This window comes from Aquimarina penaris (assembly GCF_040786285.1).
Lineage (GTDB): Bacteria > Bacteroidota > Bacteroidia > Flavobacteriales > Flavobacteriaceae > Aquimarina.
The window spans coordinates 304,681-323,503 of the sequence record NZ_JBFMKQ010000004.1 but is presented as its reverse complement, the minus strand read 5'-3'; the positions used below and the strand labels follow the sequence as shown (position 1 = coordinate 323,503).

Below are 18,823 nucleotides of genomic sequence, written 5' to 3'. Positions count from 1 at the left end.
TTGTATCTTTGCAATCAATTTCGATTATATTAGATTGTTATGAAACTTTTTTTACTTACAACTGCTTTATTACTACTAGCCTTTGCAGGAATTGCTATTAAACTTTGGGCAAAGAAAGATGGTAAATTTGCCGGTACATGTGCTAGTCAAAGTCCTTTTCTTAATAAAGAAGGGGAATCATGTTCTCTTTGTGGCAAAACACCCGATCAGTATTCAACCTGTAATGAAGAAGAACATTCTAACTAAATTAGTACTTCCGGTATTCTATTCAAACTTATTTCATTGAAAAAAGAACATCCTATCTCATTAGAAGATCATATAAAAAAGGCTAAAGAAGGAAAACAAACATCTTTTAATTATCTTCTTGACACCTTTTGGAATGATGTTTATAATTTTCAGTTAAAAAGAACTCAGGATGAATATGAAGCCGAAGATATCACCATACAAAGTTTTTCTAGAGCATTTGATAAAATTGATACTTTTAAGGAAGAATTTAATTTTAAAAGCTGGCTGATACAGATCTCAAAAAACATTCATATCGATCTGCTACGAAAAAAAAATGCCTCGATTCAGTCAAAAACAACAACACAAGTAGATGATTCTGTATATCGAATCATAGATGACAATCCTTCTCCCGAGGATAAATTAATTACTGAGCAAAATTTAGCACAACTACTACAGTATATAAAACAACTAAAACCGCACTATCAAAAGGTGATTAATTTGCGGTATTTTCAGGAACTAAGCTACAAAGAGATTGCAGATCAGTTAGATGAACCTATGAATAATATAAAGGTGAAATTACTAAGAGCAAAAAAGCTTTTATCTGAAATAATAACGAATACTAAAAATTAATCTCGAAGTAATGTTATCTTAAGTTAAAAGAAGTAAATCTTTTTATAACGACATATAACGGACTAATCCATTTATCATTAATTTTCTTATCGTATTTCACGAATTTTTGAACTAATCCTTTTGGAGCGGATATCTCTTTTTCGATTGCAGTAATGTTAATATATTTATGATTATTAATCAACCACTTCTCTACGCGCTTCCGATTGTTTAATATTTTCTTGGGGGTTACCAATTCTTCGGGCATCATTTTTTCCTCTTTTTAAGACAGATAACTTTCAAATCATAAAAAAATTTTATCTTAACTTAATTTTAACCTCGTGTTAAAACTTTAGCTATCAAGAACATTACCTCTTAAAAATCAAGTAAAAAATAAAATTTAGCCTATAAAACTTCAATTTTATTATGCCAACGCCCTAAACAAATACTACATCTATTACTGGAACATAAGTTCTAACTTTAGCTAAAACTTCTTATTAATCTAACCTTTCTTTGTATTTTTACAGAAAATATTGCTTGTATGAATAATGATGTTACTTCTGTAGCACCTCCGAAAGGAAAACCAAAATGGCTACGTGTAAAACTTCCCACAGGAAAAAAATATACAGAACTTCGAGGTTTAGTTGATAAATACAATTTACATACAATATGTACCTCTGGTAGTTGTCCTAATATGGGAGAATGCTGGAGTGAAGGTACTGCTACTTTTATGATATTAGGTAATACCTGTACTCGTTCATGTGGTTTTTGTGGTGTAAAAACCGGAAGACCTGAGACCGTAGATTGGGAAGAACCCGAAAAAGTAGCACGGTCTATAAAAATCATGAATATAAAACATGCTGTAGTAACCTCTGTAGATAGAGATGACTTGGCAGACGGCGGTTCTATTATCTGGGCAGAAACCATACAAGCCATAAGAAGAATGAACCCAGAGACTACCTTAGAGACTTTAATTCCGGATTTTCAAGGAAAAACTAAAAACATAGATCGAATAATTACTGTAAAGCCAGAAGTAGTCTCTCATAACATGGAGACCGTAAAAAGATTGACTCGTGAGGTACGTATACAAGCCAAATACGAACAAAGCCTAGAAGTGCTTAGGTATCTTAAAGACAATGGCATCAATCGTACTAAAAGCGGAATCATGCTAGGCTTAGGTGAAAAAGAAGAAGAAGTTATACAAACTTTAGAAGATCTTAGAAAGGTAAATTTAGATATTGTTACTATAGGTCAATATTTACAACCCAGTAAAAAACACCTTCCTGTAAAAGAGTTTATAACGCCTGATCAATTCAAAAAATACGAAGCGATAGGATTAGAGATGGGATTTAGACATGTAGAAAGTGGTGCATTGGTAAGATCCTCGTATAAAGCTCAAAAACATCTAACATAATTCAAAAAATCAATAATTAAGGATTTAATGAATACACCTATAAAAGTAGCCATTAACGGATTTGGAAGAATAGGCCGTAACCTTTTTAGGTTATTAATAAATCATAAAAGCATACAAGTAGTAGCAATCAATGATCTTGCCGATACTAAAACACTAAGTCATCTTTTAAAATATGATAGTATTCATGGTGTTTTACCGTTTGAGGTATCCCATACACCTGATCACATTGTAGTAAATAAAAAATCCATACCGCTTCTCAATAAAAAAGCCCCAGAGAATTGTAATTGGTCGGCATACGATGTTGATATTGTTATAGAATCCACGGGTAAATTTAAAACCAGAGAACTTGCAGAAAAGCATTTAGAAGCAGGAGCAAAAAAAGTTATTCTTTCTGCCCCTCCGTTAGAGGATAGCATCAAAACTGTTGTTTTGGGCGTAAATGATCATATCCTAGACGGAATGGAAACAATAATTTCTAACGCTTCTTGTACCACTAACAATGCCGCACCAATGATTAAGGTGATTAATGATTTATGTGGTATAGAACAAGCGTACATCACTACAATACATAGCTACACTACAGATCAAAGCTTACATGATCAGCCACACAGAGATTTAAGACGAGCTAGAGCTGCTAGTCAATCTATTGTACCTACTACCACTGGAGCTGCAAAAGCACTTACCAAAGTTTTTCCTGAGCTTAGTAATGTAATTGGTGGATGTGGTATTAGAGTTCCTGTTCCGGATGGATCATTAACTGATATTACGTTTAATGTTAAAAAAGAAATTTCAATTCAAGAAATTAATCAGGCCTTTAAAAATGCTTCAGACTCTTACCTAAAAGATATCTTAGCATATACCGAAGACCCTATTGTATCTGTAGATATTATAGGTAATCCCCACTCTTGTGTGTTTGATTCTTTAATGACATCGGTCATCGGAAAAATGGTAAAAATCATCGGTTGGTATGATAATGAAATTGGTTATAGTCACAGAATAATTGATTTAATTATTAACATTTGTAAGAAATAACTATCTTAGTTGAGATTTTTAGAGGAAAAATGCCAACCCCAATTAGATATTCTATAGTTGTAACTTTACTTATTTGTTGTTTTTTTACGTATTCCCAAGAGGGAAATAATACCATAAAAAGCAGTCAAGTCAAGGACTCTATTGCAAATTATTTAACAAAAGCTTCTGGATCTATAGAACAAGCTCAATTAGGGCAAGCATTATCCAATGCGGTTTTAGCTAAAGAGTTAGCTTTGCAAAATCAAGACATGAAATATCGTGCAAGTACGAATATGGTGCTTGCCAAACTCTATCGAGAATTAGGAGACTTAAAAAAGGCCGAAGAACAAATCCTTAGCGCCATTGAAATCCAATCTAAAGACAATAATGAAAATGGTTTAGCCTGTGCATATACTATATACGGGTCTATAGCAACAAAACTACAAGATTACGAAACTGCAAGTCTTGTTCTTGAAAAAGCACTTGTTTTATCTAAAAAAAACAGTATAAAAAATCAAATAGGGCCTGTAAAGTTAAACCTAGGACTTTTAGCACTTGAAAATAATCAGGCCGAAAAAGCCATTAATCATTTTGATAGTAGCCTACCTTATATTAATGATCACGACCAACACTACTTTAAGGCTAAAGTATATGTTAATAAAGCAAAAGCTCAGTTATCGCTAGATCAAGCAGAAGAAGCCTTAAAAACGACCAACTTAGCTATGCAGATTAGTAAGAACAAGGGCTATTCTGAAATTAGGTCGGTCTGCTTTGAGCTATATAGCCAGATATATGAAAAGAAAAAAGAGTACCTAACTTCTTTAGATAACCTAAAAGCCCATCAAAGAATAAAAGACTCTTTATTTAACATTAATAAAGAAATTATTGCACAAGAAGCTGGTGCTAAACTAAATCTTAATGAAAATAATGTTTTAATAGAAGAACTAACTGAAGAAAATATTCAGCAGCAAAAATCGTTAAAACTAGGGCGCCTAACTACCATATTAAGTATTGCATTAATTACAATATTATCATTATTAACACTTTCGTTATACAAAAACAATAATCTTAGAGCTCGGGCAAATGAGTTATTACAAAACAAGAATACAGAATTGATTCTTGCCAAAGAAAATGCAGAAAGAGCAAGCGAAGCTAAAGTTCAATTTCTGTCGACAATAACTCATGAATTAAGAACACCTTTATATGCCGTAACTGGCTTAACTCACTTATTACTCGAAGAGAGCCCAACACCAAACCAAAAAGAACATCTCAACTCTCTTAAATTTTCTGGAGAATATCTTTTATCACTCATAAACAATATCTTAGACCTTAATAAGCTTGAAGCCAATAAGGTAGAAATAGAAAATACTTCATTCAATCTTAAGAAAAGAATTAACGATGTATTAATCGCATTGGGTAAATCGGCAAAAGACAGAAAAAACAGGCTTCATTATGAGTTTGATGATTCAATCCCTTTAAAATTAAAAGGAGACCCATTAAAAGTATCACAAATTCTAATTAATCTTATAGGCAATTCCATAAAGTTTACTCAAGATGGGGATATTTGGATACGGGTAAAATACACCCAACAAATTGACAACAAAGTATTCCTTAGTTTTGAAATAGAAGATAACGGAGTAGGAATTTCAGAAAAGAAACAACAAAGTATATTCGAGAACTTTACCCAAGGATCTGTTCAGATAAATAGAAAGTTTGGTGGTACCGGCTTAGGATTATCCATTGTAAAAAACCTTTTATCATTAATGGATAGTGAAATTAATTTAGAAAGTGAATTAGGAAAAGGATCTAAGTTTATATTTGATTTAAAATTTGAAATCTTCGAAGACAAAAGCACTGACTACATCGAAGCAGCCAAGAAGATTGATTATAGTGCAATGATCGAAAAGCATATACTGATTGTCGAGGATAATAAAATCAATCAATTAATTACCAGAAAAATATTAGAAAAAAATAAAATAATATGCGATGTAGCCGACAATGGAGATATTGCAGTAAATAAAGCTAAAGAAAACTCTTTTGATTTAATTTTAATGGATATCCATATGCCAGGCATAAGCGGAATTGAAGCCACTAAGCAAATTAGAGAATTCGATAAAGAAATACCTATCATCGCGCTTACAGCGGTTACCTTAGACGATAATTTAGATGAGTTTTATGATAGCGGTTTTAATGATATTATTCCTAAACCATATAAGACTGAAGAGTTTTTTACAAAACTTCATAAAGCATTAGTAAAAAAACAAACGACTACTTAATTACACAAAATGAGGCTTCAATTTAGGTCTCATTTTTTTATAAACCCACATACTAAATCATCAAAAGAATGCCCATCCTTAACAAACTTCATTTTTATGGGTTGGTACCACAAACTATTTCCAGAAAGGTTAGGAACTAATCTTACATAATCTTTTTCTGTAGTCACTATAGTTTCATGATGTGCTAATTCTTTTAACTCTTTGTCCGTAAAATTGTGATGATCAGGAAAACTAATATGATTAAATTTTAAACCTAACGAAGTATAATATTCTAATAACGGAGTTGGATTCGCAATCCCCGTAACCAGTGTAAAAGATATATCTTGTAACCAATCAATGGATTTTGTTTCAGAAATGCCTATGATCTGATCCCCGTACTCAATAGTAGCAAAAAACAAAGATTGTTCTGATTTGGCATCAAGCTTTTCTGCAATCTCTTCCATTTTAACAGAAGACACATCCTTAGGGCATTTAGTTACCACAATAATATCTGCTCGATCAGCACCTTTTCTTGGTTCTCTTAAATTTCCTGTTGGCAATACAATATCAGTATTATAAAGATCATAATACGGAGTAAGTAAAATATAAAGTCCTGCCTTTACCTTTCGGTGTTGATATGCATCATCCAAAACAATTACTTCTGGCTTTGACTGTATTGATCGTAAATTAGCAATACCATTTCTTCTATCGCTATCTACCCCCACAATAACATCGTTAAATTTCGTTTTAAACTGCAAAGGCTCGTCTCCTACTTCTTTAGCCGTTGAAGATAATGATACCAATTGAAATCCTTCGCTTTCTCTTTTATATCCTCTACTAAGTGTTGCTAGTTGAACTTTATCCTTTAACAGCTTAATCAAATACTCAACCATCGGGGACTTACCTGTCCCTCCAACACTAAGATTACCTACAGCGATAACCGGAAAATCATACGACTTGGATTTTTTAATCCCCAGGTCATACATTTTATTTCGTAACCATGTCACGATATAATAAATAGGAACTATAGGAAAAAGTATCTTTCGCAATATATTCATGCACTTCTAATTTTAACAGGTATTTTTCGCTAACAAAAGTATAAAACGAAATTTTGATTATTGGCAAAAGTTTTTTTACATTCAATTTATATTCAAAAACACATCAAAATGCAAATTAAAGAGGTAATACAACACCTTGAGACCTTCGCTCCAAGTGCATATGCAGAAGATTTTGACAATGTTGGGCTGTTAGTAGGAAATCAGAACACTAATGTAACCGGAATTCTGGTCACTTTAGACACATTAGAAAGCGTAATAGACGAGGCTATAAAAAACGATTGTAACCTCATCGTTAGCTTTCATCCCATTGTATTTAAAGGAATCAAAAAATTCAACGGTACTACATATGTAGAACGCGTTGTGATGGAAGCCATCAAACACGACATTGCCATTTTTGCCATTCATACCGCATTAGATAATGCCATTAATGGAGTTAACTACATGATGTGTGAGCAATTAGGACTTCTTAATCGTAAAATTCTTATTCCGCAAGGCGGAAACATTAAAAAACTCACCACATTTGTTCCAGAGGCAGAAGCTGATAATTTAAGAACCAAGCTTTTTGAAGCCGGAGCGGGTAGTATCGGGAATTATGATAATTGCAGCTTCTCTGTAAAAGGAACAGGGACTTTTAAAGCTTCAGAAAATGCGAATCCATCAATTGGAGAGATCGGGAAAATCCATTATGAAAAAGAAACTCAAATCCAGATCACCTATCCAAAACACAATGAAAGCAAAATACTAAAAGCTCTTTTCGAAAATCATTCATATGAAGAAGTTGCCTACGAAATCACGACTCTTGAAAATAAAAATCAACATATAGGCATGGGGATGATAGGCGAATTACCCGAAGCTATAGACGAATTAAAATTCTTAACTCACCTCAAAAAAGTATTTAAAACAGGGTGCGTAAGACATTCCGTCTTATTAGGTAAACCCATCAAAAAAGTTGCTGTCTTAGGAGGCAGCGGTAGTTTTGCAATCAAAAATGCACAACGAGCCGGGGCAGACATTTTTATCACGGCAGATTTAAAATATCATCAGTTCTATGAAGCCGAGGGGAAGTTGATTTTAGCAGATATTGGCCATTATGAAAGTGAACAGTACACAAAAAACTTAATTGTTACTTATCTTAGAAAAAAAATCAGTAATTTTGCAATCATTTTATCGGATAAAAATACCAATCCTATACAATACATTTAAAATATGGCAAAGAAAGAAGTTACTGTTGAGCAAAAATTAAGAGCATTATATGACTTGCAATTAATTGACTCTAGAGTTGATGAGATCAGAAACGTACGTGGAGAACTACCTTTAGAAGTTGAAGATCTCGAAGATGAAGTAACCGGATTAAACAAAAGATTAGAAAAGTTAAATACTGACCTCGAAACTATTGATGACGGTATTAAGAGCAAAAAGAATCTAATTGAAGAAGCTAAAGCACTAATCAAAAAGTACGGAGAGCAACAAAAAAATGTACGTAACAATCGTGAGTACAACTCTTTAAGCAAGGAAATTGAATTTCAGGAATTAGAAATTCAATTGGCAGAAAAGCACATTAAAGAGCACAAGGCGCAAATTGTTCAGAAAAATGAAATCATTGGCCAGACTAAAGACAAACTTGGCGAGCGTAATGAACATCTTTCGCACAAAAAAGGGGAACTTGATGCTATATTAGCTGAAACCGAAAAAGAAGAGCAAGCTTTAATTTCAAAGTCCGAAGATTATCAAAAAGAGATTGAAGAAAGATTAGTAGCAGCGTACAAAAGAATCAGAAAGAATGTAAAAAACGGATTAGCTGTTGTACCAATTGAGCGTGGAGCCTCAGGTGGATCTTTCTTTACTATTCCGCCACAAGTACAAATGGAAATTGCTTCTCGTAAAAAAATAATTACCGATGAGCATAGTGGTAGAATCTTGGTAGACCAAGAACTAGCTAAAGAACAAAAAGAGAAAATGGACACTCTTTTTTCTAAACTATAATAAAAATATAACGGTCAAAATATATAAGAAAGCCTCAGTATAAAACTGAGGCTTTTTTTGATTGTAAAAACCCAACAACAAATGAACCAACTTTTAATCATAGGTTTCGTTTGGCCAGAACCTAATTCTTCTGCAGCCGGAAGTAGAATGATGCAGCTCATTACGCTTTTTTTATCACAAAACTGGAAGATTACTTTTGCCAGCCCTGCAACAGAGACAGAGCACATGACTAACCTCGGTGATTACAATATCACAACCACCCCCATAGAAATCAATAACCCTAGCTTTGATCATCTTATAAAACAATTACAACCAAACATCGTAATATTCGATAGATTTATGATAGAAGAGCAGTTTAGCTGGAGAGTAGCAAAACACTGCCCAAAAGCGTTACGAATTCTAAACACCGAAGACCTGCATAGTTTGCGTAAAACAAGACAAGAATCATTCAAGAATAAAAAAACTTTTAACACCAAGGATTTATTTACACAAGATATCACCAAACGAGAAATCGCTAGCATCTATAGAAGTGATGTTTCGTTAATTATTTCAGATTATGAAATGAAAGTATTGACAGAAACATTCAAAATAAAGGAGAGTCTACTATACTACCTACCTTTTCTATTAAATCCTATAACCCAAGAAACAAAAAAGGATTGGCCAAATTACGAGAACAGAAAACATTTTATAACTATCGGAAACTTTCGTCATGAACCCAATTGGAATAGCGTAATATACCTTAAAGAAACCATCTGGCCGTTAATCAAAAAAGAACTACCAGAATCAGAAGTACACATTTATGGATCCTATCCTTCTGCAAAGGTTACCCAACTTAACAATCCTAAAGAAGGCTTTTATATAAAAGGTTGGGCAAACAATGCACAGGAAGTAGTTAAACAAGCACGAGTATGCTTAGCTCCTTTGCGATTTGGCGCAGGAATCAAAGGGAAACTTGCCGAAGCAATGCTTTGCGGCACACCAAGTACTACAACCACCATCGGTACCGAAGGAATGCTTGATGAAGAATCAGATTGGAATGGTTTTGTCGCAGATGATCCTGTACATTTTGCAAAAGCCGCCGTGCGCCTCTACTCTGATAAAAATATCTGGCAACAATCGCAACAAAACGGCATAGAAATTATAAATACCCGTTTTCAAAAAGAAGAATTCTCGAAGCATTTAGTGCAGCAAATCAAAACAATACAAAACAATCTAGAAGAGCATCGCACTAATAACTTTATTGGTAATATGTTGCAATATCACACCATGAGGAGCACAGAGTTTATGTCTCGCTGGATAGAAGAGAAAAACAAGTAATTACCATACTTAGAACCCGAGTCTATAGCGTAAAATATAATAACAAAAAAAGCTCTTCCACCATAATGGAAAAGCTTATATTATCGTAAAACGTATACTACTACTAAAGTGCAGCTACGTGCTTAGCTAATTGAGACTTAAGGTTAGCTGCTTTATTCTTATGAATAACATTATTCTTAGCTAACTTATCAAGCATAGAAACTACAGTAGGAAACAAAGTTTCTGCTTCTTTCTTATCAGCTTCACGTAATTTTTTAATAGCATTACGCGTAGTTTTATGCTGATATCTGTTTCTAAGACGTTTAGTCTCACTGTTTCTAATTCTCTTTAATGCTGACTTATGATTTGCCATCTCTCTTCTGTTAAATTTCTTACTATAAATTTGTAGCCCGTAGGGGAATCGAACCCCTCTTACCAGGATGAAAACCTGGCGTCCTAGCCGATAGACGAACGGGCCATTTTCTCTTTCAAAGATTGCAAATTTATAGCTTTCGTTATAAATCTGCAATTAATTTCAATATTTGTAGCCCGTAGGGGAATCGAACCCCTCTTACCAGGATGAAAACCTGGCGTCCTAGCCGATAGACGAACGGGCCATCTATTTACCTAATTGCGGATGCAAAAATACAACTATTTTTTAATGGCGCAAGTGTTATTTTATTTTTTTCTAAAACTTAATATGCCTTAGCAAATAATACACGAATTTTAGACGGCTCACCACTATAAACACACTTCCCTATTTCCTCTTTTGCATCAAAAGGAATACAACGTATAGTGGCCTTGGTAAGCTCTTTAATCTTTTGCTCTGTTTCTATAGTACCATCCCAGTGTGCAGAAATAAATCCTCCTTTACTCTCTAACACTTCTTTAAACTCATCAAAAGTATTTACCTCTGTAATATGATCATCTCTATATTGAGTTGCCTTTTGATGTAAGCTTTCCTGAATTTCTTTAAGTAAAGAATCGATTGTATCTACCACATCATCTTTTGCCACAAATTGCTTCGTTAATGTATCTCTTCTTGCCAACTCTACAGTTCCTTTTTCTAAATCTTTTGGACCTATAGCAACTCTAAGAGGCACTCCTTGTAATTCATATTGAGCAAACTTTGCCCCTGGTCTAAACGTATCACGATTATCAAATTTAACCGAAATCCCTTTGGACCTTAAATCTGCAACTAACTCATTAGCAACTACCGAAATCTGATCTAATTGCTCTTCTCCTTTATAAATAGGAACAATAACCACTTGGATCGGAGCTAAATTAGGAGGCAACACTAATCCATTATCATCACTATGCGTCATAATTAATGCCCCCATCAATCTTGTAGAAACACCCCAAGAGGTCGCCCACACGTGATCTAATTTCCCCTCTTTAGAAGTAAACTTTACATCAAAAGCTTTTGCGAAATTCTGACCCAAAAAATGAGAAGTTCCTGCCTGCAATGCTTTACCGTCTTGCATTAATGCTTCGATACAATACGTATCTTCCGCACCAGCAAAACGCTCACTTTCGGTTTTTCTACCTTTTATAACAGGAATAGCCATAAAATTCTCAACAAAATCAGCATACACATTATTCATTTGCTCAGTTTCTGCAATGGCTTCTTGTCTGGTTGCATGAGCAGTATGCCCTTCTTGCCATAAAAACTCTGCTGTACGCAAAAATAGACGTGTTCTCATCTCCCAACGCACTACATTCGCCCATTGATTTATTAGCAACGGTAAATCTCTATAGGATTGTATCCAACCTTTATAAGTATTCCATATAATTGCTTCAGAAGTAGGCCGTACAATAAGCTCTTCTTCTAATTTAGCTTTTGGGTCTACTATTAACTTAGAAGCATCCTCGGGATCCGTCTTTAATCTATAATGCGTTACTACAGCACATTCTTTTGCAAAGCCTTCAGCATTTTTTTCCTCGGCTTCAAAAAGGCTTTTTGGCACAAACAACGGAAAATATGCATTTTGATGACCGGTTTCTTTAAACTTTCTATCTAATTCTGCTTGCATCTTTTCCCAAATAGCATACCCATATGGTTTAATAACCATACAACCTCTTACCGCCGAATTTTCAGCTAAATCAGCCTTTACGACCAATTCGTTATACCATTTCGAATAATCCTCACTACGCTTTGTTAAATTCTTGCTCATAAACTGCTATTTGGCACAAATGTTGTGGCTTTGTTAAATATAATTTAATTAGCGCAAAACTAACTAAATTTGTAATGTTCAACAATAAAATAAGAAGATATGCGGTCTAAAAATTATTTTCACAGGAATGGTGCTGTAGGAGCTTTACTTCTCGGCAGCATATTTATGTTGACGTCTTGTAGCTCATATGAATATGTACCCCATAATGATGGTATCTATGGAGAAGCAGGAAGCCAAAGAAATATTGAAACTCAACCTAATAATAACAATCCAAAGTCAAGTTACTACTCAAATTACTTTTCAGAAAAATCTGCTCAGATTGATAATGTAATTGAGAACAGTGAGATTTTCACCGATGTCGATTCATATTCTAGCCAGGAATATGATGCTACAGATAGTACCGATGTTGCACTTAACTATGAAACGGGACAACCATCATGGGGAAGCAATCCCACAGAAGTAAATGTAAATCTATTTAATACCGGATGGGGATGGAATGGCCCAGGATGGGGATTAGGATGGAACGCTGGATGGGGTTGGAACGGATGGAACGGCCCAGGATGGGGTTGGAACGCAGGATGGGGTTGGAACGGATGGTATGGCCCAGGATGGGGTATTGGTTTTGGATGGGGTAACGCATGGTACGGTGGTGGTTTTTATTGCCCCCCTTTTTATAGAGGTTTCAATCGAGGATTTTACGGAAGAAATTATTACGCATACAATAGAGGTGCCCGAAATGCATATGCCTATTCTAATAGAAGTCGTGGATCCAATTACAATTCAAGATACAATACAAGATCAAGAAGCTCTTCAAGCTACAACAGAAGTAGACAAAACTATACCAATCGAAGAAGAGTATCCGCAGATTCTAGAAGCAGAACAAGATCTTCGAGCTATTATAATAACAACAGTACTCGATCGAGATCCTCCTCTATTAATAGAAGTGGTTCTAATCGATATTCTGGTTCTACGACCCGGTCTAGAAGCAGTTCTTCTTCAAACAGAAGCAGAGGGTACACCCCTTCCAGATCTTCTAGCAGAAGTTCGGGTTATTCACGAGGAGGGTCATCTCGCAGCAGTGGATATTCTCGTGGTGGAGGAAGCAGATCTAGAAGTAGCGGTAGCCGCAGTGGTGGCAGAAGCCGAGGAAGAGGTTAAAACTATAGAACACATCTAAACCTGACCATTATCAGATAACTTTCCCGAATATCTTGTTATTTTTGAGATATTCTGTAATTAAAAATTTAAAAACAGATGAAAAAGCTATTTCTATTCATATGCGTCATGTCTATGTCTTTTTTGAACGCTCAAGATATTACAGACGCACTACAATACTCGCAACAAAACATCATGGGTACAGCTCGTTTTAGATCTATGAGTGGAGCCTTTGGTGCTCTTGGTGGTGATTTATCTGCTTTACAAATCAATCCAGCGGGATCTGCCGTTTTTTTAGAATCTTATGGATCGGTTACACTTTCGACAAGTAGTATCGATAATGACGCAAGTTATTTTAATGGATTTAGCAACAATAGCTCTAACAATCTAAATTTCAATCAATTAGGAGCCGTTTTTATTTATGAATACAATAAGGATTCTAAGGGAGTTAATAAATTTTCTTTAGGCTTGGCATATGATCAAACCGCAGATAATGCCGATGAAGTATTTGCCTTTGGGAGAAGTACAAATTCTATAGACAGTTATTTTCTTAATGAAGCGCAAGGAGTCCCTTTAGACTTAATCACCCTTAGATCTGGAGAAAATATTGATGATTTATACTCTTTTTTAGGAGAAACCGAAGGTTTTAGTACTCAACAAGCTTTTCTTGGCCACGAATCATTTTTGATTGAAGCTAATGATCTTAACGATCCAGATAACACCTTGTATTTCTCAAATATTGGTTCAGGTGTTTTTGACCAAGAATTTTTTATCGAAAATAGAGGGTTAAATGGTAAGTTCACACTTAATGGAGGTGCACAAATCAATCAAAACTATTATGTCGGTTTCAATCTTAATTCTCATTTTATAAGTTATGATAAGATCACTCAATTTTATGAAAGAAACAACAACCAAGGAAGTACTATAAACGAAGTAACTTTTACCAATAGATTATCTACAACAGGTGCAGGTTTTTCGGCTCAAATAGGAGGAATTGCAAAAGTATCCAAAATGGTTCGTTTAGGAGCTTCTTTTGAAACACCAACTTGGTATTATATCGAAGAAGAAACAACTCAACGATTAGAAACATTTAGTAATGTTGATGGTAGAGAAATAATAGATCCAAGGGTAGTCAATATTTTTCCTGAATACAGATTACGCACTCCTTTAAAAGCTACAGGAAGTATTGCTTTCTTATTTGGTCAACAAGGATTAATCAGCCTAGATTACTCTTATAAAGATTATTCATCTATCAAACTGAGTTCTGATCAAGGTGCTGTTTTTTCTGATGTTAATAGAGAAATAAGTAATAATTTACAAGGTGCTTCCGCCATAAATCTAGGTACAGAATGGAGAAATGGACAATGGAGTTTTAGAGGTGGATTTAGCTACGAAGAAAGCCCTTATAAGAACGATTTGTTTCTTGGAGACAGAACAGGATACTCTGTTGGAGCAGGGTATAATTTCGGAAAATTTAAATTTGATGTTGCTTATGATTATTCAGAGCAACAGAGAGAAGAAGAATTTTTTCCTGCATCCGGCTTTAGCAATTTTGCTGTGGTAGATTCGTACAGAGATAACTTTACATTTACCCTAGCCATGGGTTTTTGATAAGTAACACAACCCTATTTCAAAAAGCGAAAGGCTGGTAATGACTTACCAGCCTTTCGCTTTTTTGTTTTACTATCGTATCAAAGAAAAATTCCCTGCAAAAACTCTTCGCCTCATATTAGGATCTGTGGGCTCATTAAACTCTACCCTAAACCAATAATCTGAAGAAGGCATATTTCTACCATTATAAGTTCCATCCCAACCTACTCCACCTGCACGTAGTTGCTTTAGGAGCTTGCCATATCTATCAAATATATAAATCAAGGCATCGGGTTGATCTTCTATATTAATAAGACTCCAGGTGTCATGAAAACCATCTCCATTAGGAGTAAAATATTTTGGATACCCGAGAATCATAAAAATTTCTGACTCTCTTTCACTATCAGGGCAGTTAGCATATCTAGCTGTTATTCGATAATCTCCTGGTGGGACATTACTAAATACAGGAGAAGATTGAAATTCTCTATACACAATAAACCCATTGCCCAAATCTCTATCTAATCTATATTCAAAATCAGTAAATTCAGCTGCTTCAACATCTGGATTAGCGGTCACTTCTGCAGTAATGGTGTAAGCACCCGCAAAAGATTCTTCGGCTATACTATGCGACACAGAAACTACAGCATCAGAAACATCTAAAACTACCAAATCATCTCTCCCCACCTCTACTGTTCTAGCAGTATCAGAATATCCAATTAACTCATACACTCCTGGTGAATTTACTTCTAAAAACGGAACCCCGCCTTCAGGATCAGGAATATTCTGGAAATTAGTTGTTCCCGAATCGGCTCTCCTCCATTGATACGCTATCGCATCTGGAAAACGCCCCTCAATGGTAACCGGAAACTCAGACGGCCCACAAACAGCTACATCCATACCCACACCAGGCTCTAAAATACTACAGTCTGTTGTCCCTGCATTTGGATCACCAAGATTAGTTTGCTGAAGTTGTATCACACCAGCCTCGTCAGAAAAGTTCGTGATCAATATGATATAATATTCCCCAGATAGCGCATTAGGAATAGTAAATGTTTCAATAAAAATATTATCTTCAGGAGTCCTGGCATAACTACAATCTACAATATTAGTATTATCCATACCAAGAATACCTTGCGTATAATAATCCGGATCATCAACGTTATTAACACACTCTTCTGGACGTAAGTTTTCACCATCTCCATTATTATCACATCCAGTAGCCAATATATCACAATCTATAAATGAAGTATTAAAAGGCCCCCATGCGATAAAATCAACATCCAATTGCCTTTCTCCTCTATCCAAAGTATTGTTCACATTAATCTCCATCCATTGTTGAATATCAAAAATCAACTCTCCGGGTTGATCTATACGAATATAATACCATGATGAATTACGAGTGGTATTTAGACATCCCAGTCCTTGAAAACTTATATCTTCTCCTGTTATATTAGGAAACGTTAATTCTTGAGAGGCATCAGAACAAAACGGATTAGCTGTTCTACATGCAAGATCTTCATCCTGGGCGTTAACAGTAGTATTACAAATAAGAATAACTGCTATACATAATAGGGTTTGATATAATATTTTGGTCATTTTTATATAACGTTAAAAACTATATTTTTCTTGTATCATAGTCACATTTGGGATTTAAATATACACAACTTCTCTAAGAAATATGTAAAATATAATTGTTTAACATAGCTTTTACCAAGTAAAACAACAAAATCGTATCTTTGCAAACCATATTATCGGAGTACTCATAAAGATTACTCTTTTTTATGTGCCCCCTGTTGGGATTATTAGTAAATTATAAAAAATTGAAGTGTGAAAATTGACAAGGCCCTTGAAGCTATTGAAGCGCTAGGTGATAATCATGTAGCTACTAGCGCTACCACTCCTCTTAGAGAAGATGCCTTTAAACTTAGTGACAAAGAAAAAATTGCTCTGATTAAAGAAGATGTTAGACATATTATGGAAACTCTGGGATTAGACTTAACCGATGATAGTCTCAAAGGTACCCCACAACGAGTAGCAAAAATGTTTGTAAATGAAATTTTTTCTGGACTTCATCCTCAAAGAAAACCAGATGCCTCTACATTTAGCAATCACTATAAATATGGTGAAATGCTAGTAGAAAAAAATATAACAGTATACTCAACCTGTGAACATCACCTACTACCGATTGTTGGACGAGCGCATGTTGCTTATATTTCTAACGGCACTGTGGTAGGACTATCCAAAATGAACCGTATTGTGGATTATTATGCCAAGCGTCCCCAGGTACAAGAACGTTTAACTATGCAAATAGTACAGGATTTACAAATAGTACTCGGAACCAAGGATGTTGCTTGTGTTATTGACGCTAAGCATTTATGTGTTAATTCAAGAGGGATTCGTGATATCGAAAGCAGTACTGTAACCAGTGAATTTGGTGGTAAATTTAAAGAAGATGCTGTAAGAAGAGAATTCTTAGATTACATTAAGTTAGATACTACCTTTTAATTTTATTCAACTATAATTATTAGCATTACATTAGATTATGGCGGTAACTCCATTGTACAAAATTCAGGAATTGAAAATTTACAATTCTATTTCAGGACAAAAAGAAACATTCAAACCTATTACCGAAGGTAATATAGGCATGTATGTATGTGGTCCAACGGTTTATAGTAATGTACACCTAGGAAACTGTCGTACGTTTATTTCTTTTGATCTGGTGTATAGATACCTAAAACATTTGGACTACAAGGTGCGCTATGTTAGAAACATAACTGATGCTGGGCATTTAGAAAATGATGCAGATGAAGGTGAAGACAAAGTAGCTAAAAAAGCTCGTTTAGAACAGTTAGAACCTATGGAAATTGTACAGCGATATACGCTGGATTTTCATAATGTAATGTCTAGATTTAATTCGATTTCTCCTAGCATAGAACCTACAGCAACCGGGCATATTGTAGAACAGATTGAAATCATCAAAACTATTATCGATAATGGTTTTGCATACATCTCTAATGGTTCTGTATATTTTGATGTACAAAAGTTTAATGAAACTAATCATTACGGAAAATTAAGTGGCCGCAATCTAGAAGATATGATTGCCAATACCCGTGAGTTATCTGCTCAAAGTGATAAGAAAAACCCTCAGGATTTTGCATTATGGAAAAGAGCAGAACCACAACATATTATGAGGTGGCCCTCACCTTGGAGCGATGGTTTCCCTGGTTGGCATTTAGAATGTACTGTAATGAGTACTAAATATCTTGGAGAACGTTTTGATATTCATGGAGGCGGAATGGATTTAAAATTCCCTCATCATGAGTGTGAAATTGCACAAGGTGAAGCTGCCTGCGGACAAACACCGGTAAACTATTGGATGCATGCCAATATGCTCACGCTTAATGGTAAAAAAATGTCTAAATCTACAGGAAACACTATATCTCCAGAAGAATTATTCTCTGGAAATAACGATTTCTTAGGCAAACCTTTTGATGCCAGCATTGTTCGGTTTTTTATGATGCAAGCTCATTATAGAAGTATTTTGGATTTTTCTAATGATGCTTTAGAAGCCTCAGAAAAAGGATTTCATAGACTAATGGATGCTGTACAAACCATTGAAGGGTTAAAGACAAGTAAGAACACTGAAGGATTTGATGTTAACGCATGGATAACGGCTTGTTATGACGCCATGAATGATGACTTTAATAGTCCGATATTGATCGCCAATTTGTTTGATGCCGTTAAGTTTATTAACACTATTAAAGAAGAAAAAGCTACAATATCAAAGCAAGACTTGGAATTACTTCGTAAAACCATGAATGAATTTGTTTTTGATGTTTTAGGGTTAGTTAATATTCATGAAACCTCTTCTGATATTAATGATAAGCTTTCTGGCACAGTAGAATTACTTATTAAACTAAGAACCGAAGCAAGAGCGAATAAAGATTTTGCGACCAGTGATAAAATCAGAGATGAGCTTCAAGAAATAGGAATTCAGTTAAAAGATGGTCGAGAAGGCACTAGTTTTTCTTTACACTAAGAGCAAACAGAATTGGC

The 18,823-nt window shown here is 34.8% G+C and carries 17 protein-coding genes and 2 tRNA genes; 12 read left to right on the top strand and 7 right to left on the bottom strand.

What is annotated here, in order from left to right; all coding sequences use genetic code 11:
• The first annotated feature begins 39 nt into the window (after window positions 1-39).
• Together ABW637_RS18340 and ABW637_RS18335 are read left to right on the top strand one after the other, a co-directional pair.
• The gene (locus tag ABW637_RS18340) at window positions 40-246 is read left to right on the top strand and encodes a membrane or secreted protein (RefSeq protein ID WP_367586178.1); all 207 of its coding nucleotides are present in this window, start codon (window positions 40-42) and stop codon (window positions 244-246) included.
• Window positions 247-282: 36 nt separating this feature from the next.
• Window positions 283-855, top strand: coding sequence for an RNA polymerase sigma factor (locus ABW637_RS18335; RefSeq protein ID WP_367586177.1), 573 nt, complete (start codon window positions 283-285; stop codon window positions 853-855).
• A 13-nt stretch (window positions 856-868) separates the two neighbouring features.
• Here ABW637_RS18335 and ABW637_RS18330 read toward each other — a convergent pair whose 3' ends face one another.
• On the bottom strand, window positions 869-1,102 hold the full coding sequence (locus tag ABW637_RS18330; protein ID WP_367586176.1) for a hypothetical protein: 234 nt from the start codon (window positions 1,100-1,102) through the stop codon (window positions 869-871).
• Window positions 1,103-1,372: 270 nt separating this feature from the next.
• On the opposite strand from ABW637_RS18330, the gene lipA reads away from it, so the two are divergent.
• The 3 genes from lipA to ABW637_RS18315 are packed head-to-tail and all read left to right on the top strand — an operon-like array spanning window position 1,373 to window position 5,532.
• The gene (gene lipA, locus ABW637_RS18325; protein ID WP_367586175.1) at window positions 1,373-2,245 is read left to right on the top strand and encodes a lipoyl synthase; all 873 of its coding nucleotides are present in this window, start codon (window positions 1,373-1,375) and stop codon (window positions 2,243-2,245) included.
• A gap of 27 nt (window positions 2,246-2,272) precedes the next feature.
• On the top strand, window positions 2,273-3,277 hold the full coding sequence (gene gap, locus ABW637_RS18320; protein WP_367586174.1) for a type I glyceraldehyde-3-phosphate dehydrogenase: 1,005 nt from the start codon (window positions 2,273-2,275) through the stop codon (window positions 3,275-3,277).
• 29 nt (window positions 3,278-3,306) lie between these two features.
• Window positions 3,307-5,532, top strand: coding sequence for a tetratricopeptide repeat-containing hybrid sensor histidine kinase/response regulator (locus ABW637_RS18315; protein WP_367586173.1), 2,226 nt, complete (start codon window positions 3,307-3,309; stop codon window positions 5,530-5,532).
• A 29-nt stretch (window positions 5,533-5,561) separates the two neighbouring features.
• On the opposite strand, the gene lpxK is transcribed toward ABW637_RS18315, so the two are convergent.
• Window positions 5,562-6,569, bottom strand: a complete 1,008-nt coding sequence (lpxK, locus tag ABW637_RS18310) for a tetraacyldisaccharide 4'-kinase (protein ID WP_367586172.1) — start codon at window positions 6,567-6,569, stop codon at window positions 5,562-5,564.
• Window positions 6,570-6,677: 108 nt separating this feature from the next.
• Here lpxK and ABW637_RS18305 point away from each other — a divergent pair, with 108 nt between their 5' ends.
• The 3 genes from ABW637_RS18305 (at window position 6,678) to ABW637_RS18295 (ending at window position 9,869) form a co-directional block, all read left to right on the top strand.
• Window positions 6,678-7,772, top strand: a complete 1,095-nt coding sequence (locus ABW637_RS18305; RefSeq protein ID WP_367586171.1) for a Nif3-like dinuclear metal center hexameric protein — start codon at window positions 6,678-6,680, stop codon at window positions 7,770-7,772.
• A 3-nt stretch (window positions 7,773-7,775) separates the two neighbouring features.
• Window positions 7,776-8,552 (top strand): zinc ribbon domain-containing protein, encoded by a 777-nt coding sequence (locus ABW637_RS18300; protein WP_367586170.1) that lies wholly within the window; start codon window positions 7,776-7,778, stop codon window positions 8,550-8,552.
• An 81-nt stretch (window positions 8,553-8,633) separates the two neighbouring features.
• Window positions 8,634-9,869, top strand: coding sequence for a glycosyltransferase (locus tag ABW637_RS18295; protein ID WP_367586169.1), 1,236 nt, complete (start codon window positions 8,634-8,636; stop codon window positions 9,867-9,869).
• A 103-nt stretch (window positions 9,870-9,972) separates the two neighbouring features.
• Here the strand turns inward: ABW637_RS18295 and rpsT are convergent, their stop codons facing one another.
• The 4 genes from rpsT to proS form a co-directional block, all read right to left on the bottom strand.
• Window positions 9,973-10,221: a 30S ribosomal protein S20 gene (gene rpsT / locus ABW637_RS18290; protein ID WP_201921740.1), complete on the bottom strand. Its 249-nt coding sequence runs from the start codon at window positions 10,219-10,221 to the stop codon at window positions 9,973-9,975.
• 33 nt (window positions 10,222-10,254) lie between these two features.
• Window positions 10,255-10,326, bottom strand: a tRNA-Glu gene (locus tag ABW637_RS18285).
• Between the two features lie 67 nt (window positions 10,327-10,393).
• Window positions 10,394-10,465, bottom strand: a tRNA-Glu gene (locus tag ABW637_RS18280).
• A 78-nt stretch (window positions 10,466-10,543) separates the two neighbouring features.
• The gene (gene proS / locus ABW637_RS18275; RefSeq protein WP_367586168.1) at window positions 10,544-12,022 is read right to left on the bottom strand and encodes a proline--tRNA ligase; all 1,479 of its coding nucleotides are present in this window, start codon (window positions 12,020-12,022) and stop codon (window positions 10,544-10,546) included.
• Between the two features lie 99 nt (window positions 12,023-12,121).
• Between proS and ABW637_RS18270 the strand changes: the two genes are divergently transcribed.
• Window positions 12,122-13,180 carry a hypothetical protein gene (locus tag ABW637_RS18270; RefSeq protein ID WP_367586167.1) on the top strand — a complete coding sequence of 353 codons (1,059 nt, stop codon included), beginning with the start codon at window positions 12,122-12,124 and terminating at the stop codon, window positions 13,178-13,180.
• Between the two features lie 96 nt (window positions 13,181-13,276).
• Entirely contained in the window at window positions 13,277-14,788 is a 1,512-nt protein-coding gene (locus ABW637_RS18265; protein WP_367586166.1) for an outer membrane protein transport protein, read from the top strand.
• Between the two features lie 72 nt (window positions 14,789-14,860).
• Here the strand turns inward: ABW637_RS18265 and ABW637_RS18260 are convergent, their stop codons facing one another.
• Window positions 14,861-16,363 (bottom strand): T9SS type B sorting domain-containing protein, encoded by a 1,503-nt coding sequence (locus tag ABW637_RS18260; protein WP_367586165.1) that lies wholly within the window; start codon window positions 16,361-16,363, stop codon window positions 14,861-14,863.
• Between the two features lie 231 nt (window positions 16,364-16,594).
• Here ABW637_RS18260 and folE point away from each other — a divergent pair, with 231 nt between their 5' ends.
• The gene (folE, locus tag ABW637_RS18255) at window positions 16,595-17,272 is read left to right on the top strand and encodes a GTP cyclohydrolase I FolE (protein WP_367586164.1); all 678 of its coding nucleotides are present in this window, start codon (window positions 16,595-16,597) and stop codon (window positions 17,270-17,272) included.
• Between the two features lie 37 nt (window positions 17,273-17,309).
• On the top strand, window positions 17,310-18,806 hold the full coding sequence (gene cysS, locus ABW637_RS18250; RefSeq protein WP_367586163.1) for a cysteine--tRNA ligase: 1,497 nt from the start codon (window positions 17,310-17,312) through the stop codon (window positions 18,804-18,806).
• The last annotated feature ends 17 nt before the right edge of the window (window positions 18,807-18,823 follow it).